At 47.1% G+C, this 19,869-nt stretch carries 17 protein-coding genes, 16 tRNA genes and 1 rRNA gene; 3 read left to right on the top strand and 31 right to left on the bottom strand.

Going from position 1 to position 19,869, the window contains the following annotated elements:
• Positions 1-23: 23 nt before the first annotated feature.
• Together zwf and AC0YN0_RS00165 are read right to left on the bottom strand one after the other, a co-directional pair.
• Positions 24-1,580, bottom strand: a complete 1,557-nt coding sequence (gene zwf / locus AC0YN0_RS00170; protein WP_475819484.1) for a glucose-6-phosphate dehydrogenase — start codon at positions 1,578-1,580, stop codon at positions 24-26.
• A 142-nt stretch (positions 1,581-1,722) separates the two neighbouring features.
• Complete coding sequence (locus AC0YN0_RS00165) at positions 1,723-2,577, bottom strand: YwmB family TATA-box binding protein (RefSeq protein ID WP_475819483.1); 855 nt, start codon at positions 2,575-2,577, stop codon at positions 1,723-1,725.
• A gap of 164 nt (positions 2,578-2,741) precedes the next feature.
• On the opposite strand from AC0YN0_RS00165, the gene AC0YN0_RS00160 reads away from it, so the two are divergent.
• From AC0YN0_RS00160 to mobB, 3 genes are all read left to right on the top strand, one after another.
• On the top strand, positions 2,742-3,110 hold the full coding sequence (locus AC0YN0_RS00160) for a hypothetical protein (protein ID WP_475819482.1): 369 nt from the start codon (positions 2,742-2,744) through the stop codon (positions 3,108-3,110).
• 217 nt (positions 3,111-3,327) lie between these two features.
• A complete protein-coding gene (locus tag AC0YN0_RS00155) occupies positions 3,328-3,936 on the top strand; it encodes a hypothetical protein (protein ID WP_475819481.1) in 609 nt (202 codons plus the stop codon).
• A gap of 104 nt (positions 3,937-4,040) precedes the next feature.
• Positions 4,041-4,553, top strand: a complete 513-nt coding sequence (gene mobB, locus AC0YN0_RS00150; RefSeq protein ID WP_475819480.1) for a molybdopterin-guanine dinucleotide biosynthesis protein B — start codon at positions 4,041-4,043, stop codon at positions 4,551-4,553.
• A gap of 15 nt (positions 4,554-4,568) precedes the next feature.
• Here the strand turns inward: mobB and AC0YN0_RS00145 are convergent, their stop codons facing one another.
• The 29 genes from AC0YN0_RS00145 to AC0YN0_RS00005 form a co-directional block, all read right to left on the bottom strand.
• The gene (locus AC0YN0_RS00145; protein WP_442051476.1) at positions 4,569-5,237 is read right to left on the bottom strand and encodes a response regulator transcription factor; all 669 of its coding nucleotides are present in this window, start codon (positions 5,235-5,237) and stop codon (positions 4,569-4,571) included.
• 93 nt (positions 5,238-5,330) lie between these two features.
• On the bottom strand, positions 5,331-6,314 hold the full coding sequence (locus AC0YN0_RS00140; protein WP_442051477.1) for a sensor histidine kinase: 984 nt from the start codon (positions 6,312-6,314) through the stop codon (positions 5,331-5,333).
• A 102-nt stretch (positions 6,315-6,416) separates the two neighbouring features.
• Positions 6,417-7,130, bottom strand: a complete 714-nt coding sequence (locus tag AC0YN0_RS00135; protein ID WP_475819479.1) for a PspA/IM30 family protein — start codon at positions 7,128-7,130, stop codon at positions 6,417-6,419.
• A 4-nt stretch (positions 7,131-7,134) separates the two neighbouring features.
• Positions 7,135-7,638, bottom strand: a complete 504-nt coding sequence (locus tag AC0YN0_RS00130) for a PspC domain-containing protein (RefSeq protein ID WP_475819478.1) — start codon at positions 7,636-7,638, stop codon at positions 7,135-7,137.
• A complete protein-coding gene (locus AC0YN0_RS00125; RefSeq protein ID WP_337102726.1) occupies positions 7,635-8,321 on the bottom strand; it encodes a PspA/IM30 family protein in 687 nt (228 codons plus the stop codon). Before AC0YN0_RS00125 ends, AC0YN0_RS00130 begins: the two co-directional genes overlap by 4 nt.
• 36 nt (positions 8,322-8,357) lie before the next feature.
• Positions 8,358-8,651 carry a LiaF transmembrane domain-containing protein gene (locus AC0YN0_RS00120; protein WP_337102725.1) on the bottom strand — a complete coding sequence of 98 codons (294 nt, stop codon included), beginning with the start codon at positions 8,649-8,651 and terminating at the stop codon, positions 8,358-8,360.
• A 246-nt stretch (positions 8,652-8,897) separates the two neighbouring features.
• Positions 8,898-10,472 (bottom strand): ABC transporter substrate-binding protein, encoded by a 1,575-nt coding sequence (locus AC0YN0_RS00115; RefSeq protein ID WP_475819477.1) that lies wholly within the window; start codon positions 10,470-10,472, stop codon positions 8,898-8,900.
• Between the two features lie 132 nt (positions 10,473-10,604).
• The gene (locus AC0YN0_RS00110) at positions 10,605-12,152 is read right to left on the bottom strand and encodes an ABC transporter substrate-binding protein (protein ID WP_475819476.1); all 1,548 of its coding nucleotides are present in this window, start codon (positions 12,150-12,152) and stop codon (positions 10,605-10,607) included.
• Between the two features lie 83 nt (positions 12,153-12,235).
• Positions 12,236-13,168, bottom strand: coding sequence for a carbohydrate ABC transporter permease (locus AC0YN0_RS00105; protein ID WP_475819475.1), 933 nt, complete (start codon positions 13,166-13,168; stop codon positions 12,236-12,238).
• Positions 13,169-13,326: 158 nt separating this feature from the next.
• Positions 13,327-14,304, bottom strand: coding sequence for an ABC transporter permease (locus tag AC0YN0_RS00100; RefSeq protein ID WP_475819474.1), 978 nt, complete (start codon positions 14,302-14,304; stop codon positions 13,327-13,329).
• Positions 14,305-14,521: 217 nt separating this feature from the next.
• Positions 14,522-16,135: a helix-turn-helix domain-containing protein gene (locus AC0YN0_RS00095; RefSeq protein WP_475819473.1), complete on the bottom strand. Its 1,614-nt coding sequence runs from the start codon at positions 16,133-16,135 to the stop codon at positions 14,522-14,524.
• Complete coding sequence (locus AC0YN0_RS00090) at positions 16,128-17,879, bottom strand: sensor histidine kinase (RefSeq protein ID WP_475819472.1); 1,752 nt, start codon at positions 17,877-17,879, stop codon at positions 16,128-16,130. Before AC0YN0_RS00090 ends, AC0YN0_RS00095 begins: the two co-directional genes overlap by 8 nt.
• A 183-nt stretch (positions 17,880-18,062) precedes the next feature.
• A tRNA-Leu gene (locus tag AC0YN0_RS00085) sits at positions 18,063-18,144 on the bottom strand.
• A 17-nt stretch (positions 18,145-18,161) separates the two neighbouring features.
• Positions 18,162-18,238, bottom strand: a tRNA-Arg gene (locus AC0YN0_RS00080).
• Between the two features lie 18 nt (positions 18,239-18,256).
• Positions 18,257-18,330: transfer RNA gene (locus AC0YN0_RS00075), tRNA-Cys, on the bottom strand.
• Between the two features lie 10 nt (positions 18,331-18,340).
• A tRNA-Gly gene (locus tag AC0YN0_RS00070) sits at positions 18,341-18,415 on the bottom strand.
• 7 nt (positions 18,416-18,422) lie between these two features.
• A tRNA-Gln gene (locus AC0YN0_RS00065) sits at positions 18,423-18,497 on the bottom strand.
• Positions 18,498-18,528: 31 nt separating this feature from the next.
• Positions 18,529-18,604, bottom strand: a tRNA-His gene (locus AC0YN0_RS00060).
• A gap of 18 nt (positions 18,605-18,622) precedes the next feature.
• A tRNA-Trp gene (locus tag AC0YN0_RS00055) sits at positions 18,623-18,696 on the bottom strand.
• A gap of 10 nt (positions 18,697-18,706) precedes the next feature.
• Positions 18,707-18,790 (bottom strand) — tRNA-Tyr (locus AC0YN0_RS00050).
• Between the two features lie 3 nt (positions 18,791-18,793).
• Positions 18,794-18,869: transfer RNA gene (locus AC0YN0_RS00045), tRNA-Thr, on the bottom strand.
• Positions 18,870-18,903: 34 nt separating this feature from the next.
• Positions 18,904-18,979: transfer RNA gene (locus AC0YN0_RS00040), tRNA-Phe, on the bottom strand.
• 12 nt (positions 18,980-18,991) lie between these two features.
• Positions 18,992-19,068 (bottom strand) — tRNA-Asp (locus AC0YN0_RS00035).
• A gap of 35 nt (positions 19,069-19,103) precedes the next feature.
• A tRNA-Met gene (locus AC0YN0_RS00030) sits at positions 19,104-19,180 on the bottom strand.
• 17 nt (positions 19,181-19,197) lie between these two features.
• Positions 19,198-19,273 (bottom strand) — tRNA-Val (locus AC0YN0_RS00025).
• A gap of 83 nt (positions 19,274-19,356) precedes the next feature.
• A tRNA-Glu gene (locus AC0YN0_RS00020) sits at positions 19,357-19,431 on the bottom strand.
• Between the two features lie 5 nt (positions 19,432-19,436).
• Positions 19,437-19,527, bottom strand: a tRNA-Ser gene (locus AC0YN0_RS00015).
• A gap of 4 nt (positions 19,528-19,531) precedes the next feature.
• A tRNA-Asn gene (locus tag AC0YN0_RS00010) sits at positions 19,532-19,607 on the bottom strand.
• A gap of 153 nt (positions 19,608-19,760) precedes the next feature.
• Positions 19,761-19,869, bottom strand: a 23S ribosomal RNA gene (locus AC0YN0_RS00005); the annotation flags it as partial.

Raw genomic sequence — 19,869 nt, 5'->3', positions numbered from 1 at the left:
CGCTACGGCAGCAGTAAAACGGTTTACTTACCGCTGTTCGACACCCAAATCACATTATCTTCCTCTTGGCCGTTAACCGGCCACCAGCGGAAACCTTCCTCTGCGAGCAACTGATCTGCCGCTTCCGGTCCCCACGAGCCTGCCGGGTAGTGTTTCAAGTCGCCTTTCTCCTCGCGCCATGCTTGCGCGATCTTATCGACGAACGTCCAAGCTTGGGATACTTCATCCCAGCGCGTGAAGTAAGTAGAATCACCGCGAACCGCATCGTGAATCAAGCGCTCGTACGCCTCTGGCGTATTGATGCCGATCTGACAGCTTTGGCAGAATTCCATAGCAACAGGCTGAACGGAATTGTTCTCGCCCGGCGTCTTCGCATTTACTTTAATATATATGCCCTCAAGCGGGTTAACGCGAATAACGAGCAGGTTCGGCGCTAGATCATGACGCTGCGCGAACAGTACGTTCTGCGGCATCGACTTGAACTCGATAACGACTTCCGTTGTTTTCACCGGGAGACGTTTGCCCGTTCTAATATAGAACGGAACGCCGGCCCAGCGGAAGTTGTCGACGAATACTTTCGCTGCGAAATACGTTTCCGTCGTCGATTCCTCGCCAACCGAATCTTCCTCGCGGTAACCTGGCAACTCCTTGCCCTTCATCGAGCCAGCGCTGTATTGGCCGCGAACCACGTTCGCGCGCACATCGTCGCTGGATGCATATTCGCGCAACGAGCGAAGCACTTTCACTTTCTCGTCGCGAATATCTTCACCATGCAAGCGGCTAGGCGGCTCCATAGCGATCATCGTCAGCATTTGAAGCATATGGTTCTGGCCCATATCGCGCAATGCGCCGGATTTATCGTAGTAACCGCCGCGCTCCTCGACGCCAACCGTCTCGGATAACGTAATTTGCACGTTGGCAATATGGTTATTGTTCCACAACGGCTCGAAAAATGCGTTCGCGAAGCGGATCACTTGAATATTTTGAACCATCTCTTTGCCGAGATAGTGATCGATGCGATAAATCTCTTCTTCCTTGAACACTTGGCTGATTTGCTCGTTCAGTTTCTGCGCCGAAGGCTGATCGTAGCCGAAAGGCTTCTCGATCACAACGCGATGCCAGCCCTTCGATTCCAGCAGACCTCCATCGCGGAGATTGAACGAAACCGGACCGAATAACGACGGCGCCAGCGCCAAGTAGAATAAACGGTTGCCTGGAATGTTGAATTTCGCATCCAGCCCCTCCGACAAACGGCTTAGCTCGCGGAAGCCTTCCACATCGTTGATGTCCAGCGACATGTATACGAAATGCTCGGCGAACTTGCTCCACAACTCCGCATCGTCTGCTTTGTAACGGCAGAATTCAACGATCGATTCATATAGATCTTCACGGAATTGCTCATTCGTCCGAGGGCGGCGCGCAAGACCCACCACTGCAAAGTTCTCGGACAGCTTGCCTTCTTTATATAAACTGAATAGCGCCGGGAACAGCTTGCGCCGTGCCAGGTCACCGGTTGCTCCGAACAGATAGTATACGGCCCCTTCTGAGGAGACAGATTCAACAGCATTATTGTATGTCATTGGTCCCATTCTTTCCTATGAATTTTTATACAGCATCTAAAGTAGTTTATCATATGTAACATCAATCCGCTATTCGACAGCTCATAAAAATTACTAATAAGAAGCGTAAATTGTTCTGATCAATCCGCGCTCCCGTGCCGTTTCATTCGTTGCCTATACTGTAGTCGCCGGTAATAACAGGTACGCCAACGACTAACTCCAGTTTTTGCTCTTCCGTGCTGCGATGAACCGCGATCTGGAGGTTCGCCCGATGCCCGTTATCGACAATGACCTCATTTTTCAATTTGGCTGTGAAAAAAGTATCACTAACCGTTCCACCATCGACATAGGAATCAACCTGCTTAGCTGCGGCAAGACGAGAAATTCGGTCAAGCGCGTCGCTGTTTCCCGTGAACCCTTTCACATTCATACTGCTTTCATATTCGTCCGTGAATACTTCTACTTCTGAAGATACGGCATCCGCTGCCCGTATTAACTCGTGTTTCGTTAATTGCACGCCCCCAGATTCGCCCGCCTGCTCCGATTCATAGAGCAGCATGATCTGCTCTTTTTCAACGGTTGAAGCAATTAGGGACAGTGTCACTTTACCTCCGTAATTCGGCAGAACGCCCATAACCGACCTCCCGTTCTGGTCTGCCGTTGTGCCCGACGGATTGCCTGCCGCGTCCGTGAACAACGCACGCTCAAGCGAAGCCATCGTACCGTCCCGAGCCGTCAGGTTCCACCTTATCGTCCACGCCGCTCCTCCCGCCCCTCCGACCATGTCGGCATCGCTCAAGTCCCATAGCGAGCCTAGATCGTCCAGCAGCATCTGCCGGGCAGGAGCCACTCTCGTCTGATGCTGCGCTTGCCAGATCGCCCACAACGAGCAAATAAGCAGTACCAAGATTGCAACTCGCTTGCCTCCCTTTCGCTTATTCGCATGTTTCACCTTCGTCAGGCTGGGTTTCCTATTGTTATTGCTGGCTGGCTGATAGCTTTCATACGCTGCTAGCATGTTCACTAACCTCCATTATCGCTTGATAGCTTCCACAAACGGAATCGTTGCTTTCACTTTTCGGCCTAATCTAGGTAAACAACCATGCGCTTTCGCCCGTAGGTGAATATAATGCTTATTAATTCTTATGTTTCTACAAAAGGAATGGGAGGTATCATCGGCTAATGGAACCGATATATCCGATTCGCGAAGATGTCGTGCATCAATTCTGCGGGATGCCCGTATGCGTTATTATGCAAGACGGAACTCGCCATGTAGGCATACTTAGCTCCTGCAAAGGCGGCAAGCTCACGTTAAACGGGGAAACCGCCAATAGTAACGGCCACGAAGCTATAGTTTCGAAGACGCCAGCACAGACCTCGAAGAAGAAGGGCAAGAAAGGCTCCAAGCAAGAACCCGTTACACAGCAATCCGTCCAAACACAAGCTTACCCGTACGATCCGTATTATTATGAACCCCAAACCTATAACCCGTGGGGAGCTGCGTTCGCCATTAATCTTGCCCTTATCGCCTTCCTGTTCTTACTCATCTAAGCTGCGGCAGCCGTCCATCATGGGCGGCTTTCTTGGAACAATGCGAAATCGACTTCGGAATGATTCAGATCCTTCTTTAAACGTTTATTGTTTATATAAGCTTGCCCAACTTATTTGACATAGACGCAACATTTACCTCCTTACAAATTCCGCCAGTATTTGCATATTCGATCTTGTATACTGACAACAAATATAGATGAGAGGGAGTGAATAGATCATGAGAATCAACGAGAGCATGCGCTCAATTAGAGGTATTGAGAGGTCATCTGCGTATACGAGGATTGCGCCAACGAGCCGATACGGCGCATACCCCTATCGGGAGGGCGAGCCCCAGCTTCCGCCGCAATCATCGAATGAGGATTGGAGCCGCGAGCTTCGAAGAGCGGCCGGCAGCGCCGCGGAATGGCAACAACTCGCGAAGCAAGCGCTAGGCGTAGTCGATCGTTTGATCGCAAATTTGGAACGCGAGCGGCGGCATGCTTCTGCTAACCTCGCTCCGCGTGATAAAGAGCTCGAACAGCTTGCGGCACATATGAATGCGCTTCGTACAAGCTATGCCAGCAATGCCGAATATTTAAGACCCGAGGCTTGGTTTCCTGTCGAGCAGGCATTGCGTCAGTTCGATGAGTTCAGCCCTCAGAAGCTGAACGATACCCGCTTGTTAAGGAATCTTAGTTCAGCGCTGTCCTCCTCCTCCGAACAACCTGTATCGGAGCTGATTCGCATATCGCCTCACCCTTCATTGCCATATGCAGCCTACTACAGCTCTGCGCAATCGTATTGGCCTTTACCAGTGGTTGGCACGCTAATGAACCGCTATTATTAGTTTAGTTCAGCAAGCAGCAATCCCCTACAGCCCCGCCATTCCTGCCAGTTGTATGATACACTGACACTGTAAGCATCTCACCGAACCCCGCGCAGGAGGCTGTAATGATCAACACTCATCGGGCACAACTTATCATCCAAATCGTCGGATACAAAAATACCGGCAAAACCACGATGGTTTGCCGGTTAACGGAATTGTTCAAGCAAGCAGGTTATGTTGTCGGCACCATCAAGCATGATGCCCATCATTTTCAAATGGATACGCCGGGTACAGATACATGGAAGCATCAGCAAGCCGGAGCGGATATTACCGCCATATCGTCCCTTAAGGGAACAGCCATACTCAAATCGCATTCAGAGCCGTTAGAGCAGCTCATTGCGCAAATGCCCGAAGCCGGTGTCATCTTGATTGAAGGGTTCAAGCTTGCCTCTTATCCGAAGCTCGTACTCCTGCGAACGCCGGATGATCTTCCTCTTCTAGAGCTTTCTTCGATTATCGGCATTGCGGCATGGCCGGAAGCAGCCGCATTAATTGACGGCAATCGCCTTCACGTACCTCTCTTCGACATCGATCAGATTGAACTTTTATTTCAATTCATACTACAAAAATATAAATAACCTGCTACCTATAATTTAATCAGCAATCCCTTGCTTATGCGCATATATAGCTGCTTGCGTGCGATCGTCCACTTCCAGCTTATTAAAGATGTTCGTAATATGGAACTTGACGGTCTTCACCCCGATGAACAGCTCATCGGCAATCTCCTGATTGGACAACCCTTGCGCCACGCGCTTAAGGACATCCATCTCCCGCTCCGTCAGTTCCTCGTACAGCGGCGCTTGCTCCTGCTGCTTCGGCTGGCGGAATCGATTCATCATCTTCGCCGCTACCTGCGACTCCAATACCGACTGGCCTCGTGCCGCAGCGCGAATCGCATCGGCGATCTCGTTCGCACGCGATGTCTTCAATAAGTAGCTGAATGCGCCTGCTTCAATGACCGGATACAGCTTGCTGTCATCCAAGTAACTCGTAAGCACGATAACCTTGCACTCTGGATACAGCTCAAGCAGCTTCGCTGTCGTCTCCACGCCGTCCATGCCGTCCATAACAAGATCCATCAACACAACGTCAGGCTTATAAGCCTGGGCTAGCCGAATGCCATCCATCCCGTTGCTCGCTTCACCAACAACCTCAATTCCATCCTCTGTATCAAGCACAGCCGCAAGGCCGATACGCACCATCTCGTGATCATCCACGAGAAGCACCTTGATCGGTTGGCTCAATTGCTCAACTGCCTCCATACTCACACCACCTTTATCTCTCTAAAATATATACATGGCTTGCCCCTGCTTGCAACCGTAACTTTTTTTACTGTCCAAAGCGTACTCCAGCGTTTAAGCTGGCACCCAAATGAGGATATGCGTCCCTTCGCCGGTTCTCGAAGTCATCTTAAGCGAACCGCCAAGCTCATTCACCCGCTCCTCCATCGTGAGCAGCCCATAGGACGTCTGCTTCTTTGCTTCCAGATCGAAGCCTATGCCGCTGTCGCTGATGCTCATCTGCACGCCGCCGTCACTGCGCAGCAGTCTAATATCCATACGTTCCGCCTTCGAATGGCGAAGCGTATTCGATAGCGCCTCCTGCGCAATGCGGAATAAGTGATCCTCCGCTTGCGGATTCAGTACAATCGACTCATCGACCTCGAGCGTAATCGCGATTGGCACTTTCTGCAGCAATTCATCTACAAGCGCGGATAGCGCTTGTCCTAGGTTTTTGCCGTCCAGATGGACGGGCCGCAGATGAAGCAGCAAAGCTCTCATCTCGGACTGGGCTACCGCTGCCATCTCCTCGATCAGCTGTACCTGACGCTTGGCGCGACTCCAATCGCGCTCGATCGTACGGCTCACGGCTGTCGCCGTCATCGAGATGGCGAACAGCTGCTGGCTTACCGCATCGTGAAGCTCGCGGGCCAGCCGCTGCCGCTCCTCGATAACGGCGGAGAACTTGACCTTCGCCGTCCACGCCGGATCGGGCTGAGCCTGCTCGCTCATCTCGCGTGTCGCTTGCTCTTCATTATCGAGCGTCACATTGAAACGGCGCTTCATCTGCTGCTCAGTAAGCCTCTTGAGCGCTTCCTTCAGCTTCGAATTTTGCAAATAACCGTTAATCGCTGCCGCCGCCAGCGCCACTCCGATTATAATAAGACCGATAATTGCCCACTTGCCATGAAGGGTAAACAGCTCTACATATCCAATCCCTTGCAGCATAATAACAACTAAGCTGACTATGATGAGAAGCCACAGTATAGTCTCCGTTATTTTCCGCTTGCGGGCTGTATGATGGGTATCGTTACTGTTGCTTGGCTTCTCTCGCTCCATTCAGCTCACATCCTCTATGTAACAGTATATCCTTTCACGCATACAAGCAAGAAGAGCAGACCGTTATGATACGGTCCGCTTCTTCTTCCTCGAAGATGATTCCTATTCTTCTGTTGCTTCCTTCGTCAGGCTTGGTGCGCTAGTTGCGCCGAGCTTAGCTTTCAGTGCTTCAAGCTGCTCGTCAACCTTATGCTTCTTCTCGAGATCAGCTGCAGTTACAGTAAGCGTCTGGCCGCTGGCGCCATATGGCGTACGAAGCACGTCAGCTTCCGCTTCCAGTTGCAAAATCTTCTCTTCCATCCGGTAGAAGCCGCGTGATGCTGTGCCGCTGTCAATCGTATGGTTGGAAGCAAGCTGAGCCATTTGCTTCTGAGCTTTCGCTACTTGAGCACGGGATGCAAGCTCATTGCGCTTGTTGCGAAGCTGGTAGAACTCATCCTTCATCGTATGAAGCTGTTGCATCAAGCCGTCCGCTTGCGTCTTCGCTTGTGCATGAAGTTCTGTGTATTCGCCAACCTTTTGGTCGAAGTACAGCTTCTCTTCAAGCAGCTTGCGGGCAAGCTCCTCTTGGCCTGCGCGAAGCGCAGCCTCTGCTTTCGATTCGCGGTCGCCTACGTTGCGGATCGACTCTTCGAGACGTTGCTTCATGCGGCGCTCATTCGCCATTTGCTTCGCAACGGTTACTTCTGCTTGATGAATCTCGGATTCCATATCACGCAGGTATTGGTTAAGCATAATAACCGGATCTTCTATTTTATCAAGCGCCTCGTTTACTGTTGCCTTCGTCATATCTTTCATGCGTTTGAAAATTCCCATTTTGTTATTCTCCCTTCTCGTATTTAGCTAGTTTGGCTTTCAGCTCATCAATTTCGCGACGGAGCGCTTTTTTCTCCAAATCATCCATCATGCTATCGAACTGCGAGTTAGCCGCAGGTGCAACATTAGGTTGCGGGCCGTTCCATGCTCCCGGCTGTTGCGGCGGGTTTTTGTATGGACCGCCGTAGCTTGGGGGCGTGCCGAATGGAGCGTTGCCGTTTCCGCCGAAGTTAGTATTGAAACCGCCTTGATTATAGTTGCCTTGATTGAAGCCGCCGCCATAACCGTTATTGAAACCATGCGGTCCGTAATCCGAGTAGATCGGCGGCTCTTTCGGTACGACGAGCACTGCGATCAAGTAGATCAGAATCGGTGCGCCGCCTGACAAGATCGTCACAACAACTAGCAGAATCCGCAATAGTGTCGCATCGACATTAAGCATTCTCGCTAATCCGCCGCATAGGCCGAAGAGCATTTTCTCCTGTCTGGATCGGTACAGTTTTTTCAAGACGTCCAACCTTCCTTCTCAAGCTTCCGTTTTAATTGCTGAAGCTCCCTTTCTATAACGGACTGAACCGTGCTGCCCGCTTCGGATAGGAACTCCTGTCCCATTCTGCGAACATCGCGCAAGCTCTTTGCTTCCTGCTCCATATCGCTAATGCGATCTTCCAGCCTTCTGAACACGGCGCCCGGCTGTACGCCTTGCTCGCCGTAAGCGCCGGCGTACCGGCTGTTCATCCGCTGCTGAAGTCTTAGCGACTCCATCCGCGCAGCGTAATATTCACGCTTGTCATATACCGTCTGATACTCGCTTCTCATCTGGCGAAGCTGCTCTTCAAGATCGATTGTATTTTGTCTGCTTTGCTCGAACAGCTCACGATACTGATTCGAGCGCTCCTCGCAGCTCGCTTTCTCATGCAACGCAATTCGTGCAAGCTGTTCCTCGCCGGCTTTCAGTGCAGTCAGAGCTTGCTGTTCGCGCCGCTCCTTCTGTTGCTCGGCTTGCAGCCACTGTGCCTTTAGGTGGTTGCTATGGCCAGCGTATTGCTGGTAAAGCTTCTCTGCTTGAATAATGTCTTCCCGCGTCGACCATAGGAACTGATCAATCAATCGAACCGGGTCTTCGGATTTTTCTAATCTTTCATTCAAGGTAGCGACTGTGATGTCGCGTACGCGCTTCATAATGCTCATCTATTGCACCCTCCTATCTATGATCATCGCTATCTATTAATAGCCGTGTCTGCTTTTCTTAACCATCGATACGCCCCATACGATCGCGCCGACCGCCAGGAGGAGCATCAGGATGCCGCCCAGTTTGCCTAGAAGCATAAGTCCGCCGATTGCAGCAAGTACACCGCCGATAATTTTCTTCCCGTTCACCCAGCCTAGAATACCGAAGCCGATTAGAATGAATGGAAGCAGGAGACCGAGTATCGCTCCGAAGTTGATGCCGATAAACTTAAGTATTGCAATCCCGCCGACTGCTACAAGCAGGACGCCTAATGCGCTTTTTCCGTTCATAGCTTAGTTCACCTCTTTCTACGATTTTTTTGGTTTGCTTCTTTGTTTCTTTTGCTGCATTTGTATTGCTCTTGCCTATGTACTTAGTTTAGGTTTTTTTTCAATTGGTTAAAACGGACTTTCGGCGGTTTCTGCACTAGACCTTAGTCGAGTAAACACCCCGTCCCATAGGGCAAACTATCCTAAAAGGCTCTCATAACAGAAAAATGCTGACCAAGCTATTATGGCAAGGGTCAGCACCTCAATTTATTTATTCGCAAGAAACGTATCGAATTGAGCCTGCTTTTCCGCAATAATTTTCTCGATGCCCGCGGTTTTCAGCTTCTCTATATACTCAGGCAGAACCTTATCAATATCAACCGAGCCCGTTTCCAGAGCCGTTTGATATTGACGATCTACATTTACGACGGCTGCCACTTCGGCTCTCACAATTTCACCGTCAAATATGAATCCAAGTCCAGGCGACAGCTTCGCGTTCTGATTAAATTCCCGAAAATTGACCCATTTATTCGGATCCTCCGTATCCCATAAATAGTTTAAATATTGATTGCCGATCATCCAGCTTGAACCCGGACTATATTGATTCGTTTTCTCAGTCGATTGAATGATATTTTCACCAACCTTGAGATAGTGCTCGCCTTCGATTCCAAAGTTGATTAGATTATTTACGTACGCGTCGGTATGAAGCAAATTAATAAACATCATCGCTCGCGCCGGGTTGGGCGAGGTTGAAGATATAGCCAGCATAGAGCCTGCCGTTTCCGCCGTAGCGATCGTTTTGGTATTCAGCTCCAATTGGGCAAGTTTCCCGCTTAAACCGATTTGGTAGGCTACCTCGGCATCCTTTCCCGGTTTAAGAGAAGCGGTAGTCGAGAACACCTCTCCGGATTTTAACGCATCGGTATTCATTATCTGATTGGTTGCCGCATCGCTGTTGATATACCCTTTCTTGAAATAATCGCGCGTAATCCGTAATGTTTCCACATATCTTTCATGCTCATAATTCGGTAATACCTTCGTACTGTCGCCATCCTTCAATATAATGCCTGGAATAGAGGTGTCGCCAAGCGCATCATAACTTCCGATATAATGCGAATTAAACGTTTCACCCATTTTCATGTACAACGGGACCATCTCAGGCTTCTTCTCAAGTATGGTTTGATACACGGAATCCAAGTCCGCTAATGATTTTACCTTTGACATATCTATGCCAAGCTCATTGGCAATATCAACACGGTATAAAATGCCGCCTTGCGCAGCTAACTCCTTATTCGTCGGAACGGCATAGTTTTTCCCGTCAATTTTGGAGCCTTCCAAAAATACGTTATCGAGTGTTGCCAATATGCCTTGGCCATATTGATCTAAGAGCTCCGCGATGTCTAGAAAAGCGCCTTTCGAAGCGTTTAATGCATACTTGCTCCACTGCGCGGTGAATATAATATCAACCTTCTCGCGGGAAGCAACCATCAAATTAATGTTGTCATCCCATGACCCCCAATCAATCGGAACAAGATCAATCTGCGCGTTTATTTTATCCTTTAAATAAATATTCAGCGCTTCCTCTACTTTCTTTTCATCCGGCTGGGGCGAGCTTGGATAGACGAACCTTAACGTGTAAGGCTCTAATTGCGTATTGGAGAGACCTTCTTTTGCACTCGGTTCATTTGAAGCGCTTTCAGAATTGCCCTCATTATTGATTCCTTTGCTTAAGTTATTGCCTGTTTCACTATTATCCAAGCCCCATGTGCATCCGCTTAACAAAATCATAATAACAAAAACAATCATCGGCGCTCGAAATCTATGGCTAATCCTTCGGGTCATAGTCGAATAATCCCCCTAAACAGATGACGATTTGTATTTGTTAGTTTAATTGTATGGAATACATACGAAAATGCAAGCACAAAAAAACCGCGCCCTTTAGAAAAGGCGCGGCTTTCTTGACCTAAGCGACGATTATTTAGTTGCAAGGAATGCATCGAATTGCTTCTGTTTCTCAGCGATTACTTTGTCAACGCCTGCTTCCTTAAGCTTCGCTTCATACTCAGGAAGTATTTTATCCACATCAACCGAGCCTGTTTCAAGTGCTCTTTGGTACTGCTTAATCACGTTCGCTAGCGCGCCGACCTCAGACTTCACTGGCTCACTATCAAATACGAAGCCAAGTGCTGGGGATACTTTGCCGCCTTCGTTAAACTCTTTGAATTTTGCCCATTTCTCTGGATCCTCGGTATCCCATACATAGTTGAGGAATTGGCTGCCGAACATCCAAGCCGCGCCAGGGTTATAGTTAGGTGTTTTTTCAGTAGCTGTCATTATTTCGCCGTTGCGAGTGAAGTGTTCGCCTTCAATACCGAAGTTCAGAATATTGTTGATCTCTTTGTCCGTGTGAAGAAGGTTGATTAACATCATCGCACGAGCCGGATCTTTGGATGTGTTAGAAATACCCAACATCGATCCCGCAGTTTCGGATGTTGCAATCGTTTTTTCAGTCATCGTAATTTGCGCCAGTTTGCCTGTCAAATTAGATGCGCTTGCAATCTCAGCGTCTTTACCTGGTTTCATTGGTTCAACTGTAGAGAATACAGTGCCTGCTTTCCAAGCATCGCCTGAAGATACTTGTGTAGTAGCGGCATCCGCATTGATATAACCTTTCTTGAAGAAATCTCGTGTAAGGTTCAGGTATTCTTTGTAACGATCCAGCTGTTCCATTGCAGTTACTGTTGTAGCATCTGCATCCTTCAAGATTGCACCCGGAATCGTTGAATCGCCCAAGAAATCATAGTTTGCAAAGAAGTGTGAGTTAAATACCCCTGCCGTTGTATAAAGCGGCGTTAGATCAGGTCTTTTCTCTTTGACAATCGCATACACAGCATCAAGATCCTGCGGCGTTTTTACGTTTGTCATATCAATGCCAAGCTCATCCGTTACGTCTTTGCGGTATACGATACCGCCTGCGGCTGCCAGCTCTTTGTTAGTTGGAACGCCGAAGTTTTTACCGTTGATTTTCGCACCCGACAAGAATGCCGGATCTAAGGATTCTGTAATTCCTTTGCCGTATTGATCGAGAAGCTCATTAAGCTCTATGAATGCGCCTTTCCCAACGTTTTTGGCATGGCCGTTCCATTGAGCCGTAAAATAAATATCGACTTCTTCTTGGGAAGCGATCATGAGATTGACTTTATCATCCCAAGCTCCCCAATCGATTGGTCTAAGATCGATTGTTGCATTGATTTTTTCGGTTAGAAGCTTATTAAGAGCCTCTTCCACTTTTTTCTCGTCAGCCTGCGGAGTACCAGGATATACAAGTGAAATTTGATAAGGCTTCAAATCGGATTCAGGTGCTGCAGTTTCTTCCGATGCCGCTGGTGCTTTCGTAGCTTCATCCACTTTTGCCGGCTCGTTGTTGTTTTTTGCATTGTTGCCAGAACAAGCGGATACAACGAGTATAATGGCCAACATCATCAGGAGAAGCATCGAACGTTTTTGTTTACCTTGCTTCATAGCGGGTGGACCTCCCTTTAAAATTTAAGTTTTATATGCTAAACCAGCATTGCTGGCTACAGCCCTAATTTGGCAACTTCTAATCAGCCTTTAACCGCACCGACAGTCAGCCCTTTTACGAAATATTTTTGGAAGAATGGATACGCGAATACGATAGGACCAATCCCGATGACGACCATGGCCATACGAACCGTTTCACTTGGAAACCTGAACGATCCACCAGCTGCCGTAATAGCTGCCGCCGCCGTACTGTTGTTAGCAAGGAATTGGATGTTAAGCATCGTCTTGTACATTAAGTATTGAACGGTAATATTGCCGTCCTTCGTAATGAAGACTAGACTTAGAAACCAATCATTCCAATACGTAAGCGTTTGGAAAAGAGCGACTGTCGCCAACACCGGAAGCGATAACGGTATTACAATCTTATAGAAGATTGTCATTTCGCCTGCACCGTCAATCTTAGCCGACTCCAGTACAGCGCCAGGTATTGTCGTCTGGAAGAAGGTTCGGATGATAAGAACGAAGAAAGCGGCTACGAGCAGCGGCATAATGAGCGCCATCATCGTATCTTTTAGATCGAGAAGACGCGCGTAGACCAAATACCATGGCACAAGTCCACCGGTGAAAAGCATCGTTAAAAATACGAAGAAGGTAAAGAACTTAGCATGCGGAAAATCTGTTCTCGAAATCGGATAGGCGTACAGAGCCATCATAATCAAACTTAACGCCGTTCCAACAATCGTTACTAGAATAGAAACTCCATAGGAACGAATGATTTGCCTTGCATCCTTGAACAGAAACTCATAGGCCCCCAAATCGAACTTAGAAGGTATGAATTTATAGCCTTCTGCGATGACCGTCGATTCATCTGATATCGATATCATGATGATCAAGAAGAGCGGTATGATGCAAAGCAGAGAATAAATAATGAAGAAAATATTAATGCCTAGAGAAGCCGGTCCCGACAATTGATTTTTAGGATTGGATGTACTCGGTATTTTTTCAGCTGCTTCCATAGGTTCACCTCCAAAGGATTTACGTGGTTCAGCTCACGTTAAGTAGGTTTGCTCGTTCAAGCGTAAACGGCTGTCGCCGTCCTTCGCGGCGTAAGCTAACGTTTCGCGGATGAAATATAAGTCAGTTTATAAGTGTGAAAGTTATAAAGTCTTATATTTTAAAATAATGCGTTCTCTTTGTCGATTCGTCTTACTACCCAGTTGGATAAAAAGACAAGAGTAAATCCTACAACCGACTGCAGCAAGCCTGCTGCGGATGATAATCCAATGTCCCCGACTGTTAGGAATGTACGGTATACATAAGTATCGATGACATTCGTTACAGGGAATAGAACGCCTGATTCTCTTGGAACCTGGAAGAACAACCCGAAATCCGCATTGAAAATTTTTCCGATTTGTAGCAGCGTCATAATGATAATGATTGGCGTAATAAGCGGGATCGTAATACTCGTTATTTGCTTCCACTTGGAAGCGCCATCGATTGTTGCAGCTTCATAGTACTCGTCATCTATGCCGATAATGGCAGCCATATAGATAACCATGAAATACCCCATGCTTTTCCATGTATTCACAAGCGGTAAAATATAAGGCCATACGCTTTGTGTGAAATACCATTCTACTTTCTCAAGTCCGAGAGCCGGCAGCAGCGAAGTATTAAGAAAACCGTGCTGCTCGCTCAAAAATCCGAATACGAGATAGCTGATGACGACCATGGATAGAAAGTAAGGAAGAAACATAATCGTTTGATGCAGCTTGGCCAGAAATCTGTTCTTAATTTCATTGAGCATAATGGCAAACGCCAGTGGAAAGACCAAGTTAAGAATAATAAATCCTGAGTTATACAGGAGCGTATTCCGCGTAATAATCCACGCATCTGATGTTTTGAACAGGTATTCAAAGTTTTTGAGGCCACTCCAGGCGCTTCCCAGTATGCCATCCGCGTAGTTAATGTTCTTAAATGCAATAATGATACCCAACATAGGGATGTAGTTGTTAAAAACAAGCAAAACGATTGCAGGCAACATCATAATATAGAACATCCAGTACTTACGAATTGTTTGCAAATGAAACCTCATACCAGCTTTTGATCTTGGGATGTAGGCGGTTGTTACCGCTTCCGAGGTCTGTCTCGCCATCGCCTTCCTCCTCCTCCTTATTCGTCTCTATTTAACCTTTCTTGTACCTAATTGTAATAAAAAAAAACGCCGACATCTGTCGGCGTTGTGACTGTATTAACGTTCATGTGACTTTCTTCAAAATATAGGAGTATAAGTTTCACTCTTATACTTATGCCTATATTTCTCCGCGAAACGAAAGCTTATGCCGCCAAAGGAAGGCAACAACCGTTTACGCTTATAATCCTTGGTATTTTTTTCGGTATTCCTGCGGAGTCAAACCCGTCATTTTTTTGAACAGCTTGGAGAAATGAGAGAAGTTTGCATAGCCAACGGCAACCGCGACATCGCTTACGCGATTATTTGTTTTCTCAAGCTCCATCCGCGCTTTCGTAATTCTAAGCTTTACTAGGTAATCCGTAAGGGAATAACCCGTTTCTCTACGGAATAATCGCGATAAATAAGCAGGATTCAAATAAACGTTCTCCGCTGCTCGCTCTCGACTAAAGTCTTCGCCTAGATTCGCCTCCATATAACGTTGAACCTTCTCTACAACCTGTGAAACATCCTTGCCGTTCTGACTCGCATAATCGGTCAGCTGCACGCTAAGCTGCTGTGCCCACGTTCGCATTCTGGTCAGCGATTTAAGCACATTCTCGCCAACCTCCCACTCACGATTCGTGAATACATCCGTCATGAGAACACCTTTTTTGTTGAACCATTGAAACAGCATATTCATAAAACCGAAATAGAAGGAGGCCATATACGTATAGTCAACTTTGCTCTCCAGCATCTGATCAAAGCACTCATCGATACGCTTCGACAGCTGCTGCTGCTTTCCTGCATCAAGCAGCAAAGCCCAATCGTCGAAATGAACCAACTGAAGATTATTTCCTTCAAGCTTTGGTTTGGTCTCTCGCTCCATAATAATAGCGCAAGTATCGCTTACATTGCTTCGCTCGAGCTCCAGCAGCGTACGAACTGCTGACCGGATTTGTTGTACGGTTCCGACTTCACCGATATAACAAGATAGATGGCAATGCAGAACAAGCTTGCATTGGTCAATGAATAGCCTGCATCGCTCTTCTATTGCAGAAGAGATCTCCTCCTGACCGTCCTGTCCCTTATACAAAATAGCATACATGATGCCGTTTCCATCCTGGACAATATGGCCTGAGGCGGTCGCGAGCACTAACTCTTCAGCAACATTTCTAATGCCGTAGGTCATGATCTCCTCGTCTCTAGCTGACCATTCCTCTCTCCACTGCTCTATGCTTATAAGCACAACTCTAATCTTACTATCCGCCTGTAGAGGCAGCGCATAGTTTTGCAAAGCCGAATCGAGGTGCTCAGGCGCTCCTGAGTGACGATAATGCAATACATCCTGCCAAAATCGTTCGATCAAAATAGGCTTCTGTTTATTCCACTGCTCATAAAAGAGACTGTACGTGCTTTTAATTTTGGTGAGCTGTTCTAACTCTCTTACCTTATCAATCGCTCCATTGACGCAGGCTTTAAGCACGCCATGATCGATTGGCTTCAATAAGTACTCAAAACAATCCAACTGAACGGCTTGCTGCGCATATTTGAAATCAGCATGTCCGGTTAGAAAAATCGTTATACTTAACGGAGAATGCTCATTTACCCATTCTAATAGCTCTATACCGCTTTGATTGGGCATATCGATATCGGATATGACTATATGAATCGTATGTTCGGATAGAATCGCTCTTGCCTCTTCCCCATCGTAAGCCGTGTATATATTGGCAATGGGGAGCTCCGACCAATCAATCCCCTTCTCGATCCCTCTTATTGCGATTTCCTCATCATCAACGATCAACAAATTATACAACTGACTTTTCCCCTTCCATTAACCGCGGAAATCTAATGATAACGACAGCGCCGGTTCCTTCCGACTGATTGCTGAATGTAATCGAAGCTCTTTCTCCATATAACAGCTCCAGCCTATGAATAACATTCGTGACGCCTAAGCCGCTTGTTTCGGCCTGCTCCAAAGGCTCTCTGCGAGTCAGCCTGGTCAATACTTCTTCGCTAAATCCGACCCCGTTATCACTAATCGTCAGAGCGAATCCATTATCCTTTGTTACCTCAGCCGCAACTTTAATTTGGAACAGCTGCCTGCGATTTTTGAAGCCATGAATAATCGAGTTTTCCACAAAGGGCTGTACGGTCAATGCTGCAATCGGATAATTTAGAATCGTATCCACTCCCTCGAACGTACATTGAAGCTTATCGGGAAACCTCATTTTTTGAATCGTTATATAATTTTCGATATGCGATAATTCTTCCTTAAGCGTGATCGTATCCCGATTTGCTTTCATAATAAACCGGAAATAGTCAGCAAGGTGAAGCGACATCTTTTTCACAGACTCCGTATCGTTTAATGCAGCAAGATTATAAATAATATTTAAGCTGTTCATATAGAAATGGGGGCTGATTTGAGCCTGCAGTTGCTTTAATTCGCCCTGTTTTACACGAAGCTGCTCCTCATACACGTCAATTTTTAACGTTTTGATCTGTTCAGCCATTATGTTGAATGTATTTCCCAGAAACTCAAACTCCATCGTCTTGTTTTTTTTGAGTCTTACATCGAGCATGCCAAGTGAAATCTTCTTCATCCCTAGAATGAGCTCATGCAGCGGCTTAAAGAGCATATTCTGCATAAAAAATAAATAAAGAAGTAAGATTGCAACAAATCCGATCGATGCAAATAACGTCATATTTCGGAAAAACAAAAGGTTGCGAAGCAGCGTTTCCTCCGGAATAACGACACGATACGCAATATTGAGCATTTCACTCATTCGATTCATGACGAGATACGTCTCTCCGGTTTTGTGATCCGTCAACGACTCATACGGCTTCTCCGTCATTTCCTCCTTCAAATCAAGAGGCGAGAGGCTGCCTGTCAACGATTGAGTGAGATGATTCTCTTCATGAAAGTAGATATCGTTAAAGCCAATATCACCGTCGCTCCACTGAATGGTCAACATATCGTTAATATCTTTTACTTTAATAATCGCTCCAACATACAGCCCCTCGGATACTTTGATAAAATTGATTAGAAAAAACTTCCCTTCTAATCGGTCGTCCTCTCTTACTTCCCATCTATGCTGATCGTTAAGCGCCATATCATTATTTTGTGTGATATTGTCCATATGTGTTTTAATTATTTTTTTAGTATCATTGTACTCGCTGTCTGTTCCAAAAATAATATCGTCCTGATGATACAGGAAAACCGCGTCTATTAAGCTGTATACGCCAACATCCCGATTGAGCTTTGAATCGATTCTAATCTTGGTTAACGTATATCCGTCGCTGTCTCTAGGAAAAGACATTAGCAGCCCTATATCCGAATCGAGCACTGACATTTTGTATAAATAATCATTTATTTGAGATAAGTTGTTATCGGTTTGGCCAACAAAGATATCGAGTGTATTCCGATACGTTTCGGATACCTTCTCTCTGACGATTTCTCTCGAGTAGCTGTTATTAATAAGCATAAATGTAACTACAGGAAGCATAACCGCCATAAACCCTATGATTAGACGAGATTTAATCGATTTGCCGAACTTCACGTGAACCCTCACTCCTGTTCGAACTGGGAATACCTAATATACTATCATTTAAAGCGTTTTCTTAATATCTATTATTCAAAAAAATCTCCATTCACATTTCAGAGAGGTTGCCTATCCGTTTTGCATGTAAAATGAAAAAAGCACTTAAGATCAGTTGATCTTAAGTGCTTGTAGTTTCATTAGTGGTGCCGGCGAGAGGACTCGAACCTCCACGGTTTCCCTCACGATTTTGAGTCGCGCGCGTCTGCCATTCCGCCACGCCGGCATATTCATTTGTAAAGATGGCGCGGCCTAAGAGATTCGAACTCCTGACCTTTTGATTCGTAGTCAAACGCTCTATCCAGCTGAGCTAAGGCCGCACATTTGTCGAGATATTGTGGAGGCGCCACCCAGACTCGAACTGGGGGTAGAGCTTTTGCAGAGCTCTGCCTTACCACTTGGCTATGGCGCCAAATAAAGATTGGAGCGGAAGACGGGAATCGAACCCGCGACCCTCGCCTTGGCAAGGCGATGCTCTACCGCTGAGCCACTTCCGCAAAACAATGGCTGGGGATTCAGGGATCGAACCTGAGAATGACGGAGTCAAAGTCCGTTGCCTTACCGCTTGGCTAATCCCCAACAAAGTGTAAAACCTAATTTTTGAAATTAATGGGGCGATCGAGGGGAATTGAACCCCCGAGTGTCGGATCCACAAACCGATGCGTTAACCACTTCGCCACGACCGCCATGTTAAGATATTCAATTGGCAGGGGCAGCAGGAATTGAACCCACACCAAAGGTTTTGGAGACCTTTGTTCTACCTTTAAACTATGCCCCTAAGGTAAACTTGGTGGAGGATGATGGATTCGAACCACCGAACCGTGAGGAAGAGATTTACAGTCTCCCGCGTTTGGCCACTTCGCTAATCCTCCATGTGGTGCCGTCGAGAGGACTTGAACCCCCAACCTACTGATTACAAGTCAGTTGCTCTACCAATTGAGCTACAACGGCATATCCAATTGCTTCAGGTATTGCTAGTACATCATGGTGGCTCGGGACGGAATCGAACCGCCGACACGAGGATTTTCAGTCCTCTGCTCTACCGACTGAGCTACCGAGCCTGATGTTTGTAATGGCGGAGCTGACGGGATTCGAACCCGCGGTCTCCTGCGTGACAGGCAGGCATGTTAGGCCTCTACACCACAGCTCCACATCATATTCTCGGATCATTCCGAAGGTAAACATTGGTTGCGGGGGCAGGATTTGAACCTGCGGCCTTCGGGTTATGAGCCCGACGAGCTACCGGGCTGCTCCACCCCGCGTCGTTAAAAAGTTATAATGGTGGAGGATGACGGGATCGAACCGCCGACCCTCTGCTTGTAAGGCAGATGCTCTCCCAGCTGAGCTAATCCTCCATATCGTCTTGAGCGACTTTTATATCTTACCATAGGCTCAAGTCTTAAGTCAAGCACTTTTTTAAATCTTTTTGTAAAGAAGTTGGTGACCCGTAGGGGATTCGAACCCCTGTTACCTCCGTGAAAGGGAGGTGTCTTAACCCCTTGACCAACGGGCCGTATATGGCAGAGAGGAAGGGATTCGAACCCTCGAGACCCGGTTAGAGCCTACACGATTTCCAATCGTGCTCCTTCGACCACTCGGACACCTCTCTACAATGGCTCCCCGAACAGGACTCGAACCTGTGACAACTCGATTAACAGTCGAGTGCTCTACCAACTGAGCTATCAGGGAATATACTGTTTTCGCTGATTACGCATCCTGAATTGCTTCAGAAAGACAGAACCATTCGAAATCAAAGCATTGCGCCTTGAAAACTGGATACGAAAGATGTTGCTGCTGAACTTTAGCTGTTGCCTACAGGTTGTATGGACCATATAAGCGTTTTAGGATAAGCCCTCGACCGATTAGTATTCGTCAGCTACACACATTGCTGTGCTTCCACCCCGAACCTATCAACCTCGTCGTCTTCAAGGGGTCTTACATACTGGGAAAT

The sequence above is a fragment of the Paenibacillus sp. J22P218 genome, from assembly GCF_056269195.1.
Note: the sequence above shows the minus strand (reverse complement) of the source record. Positions and strands in the feature narration are given on the sequence as shown.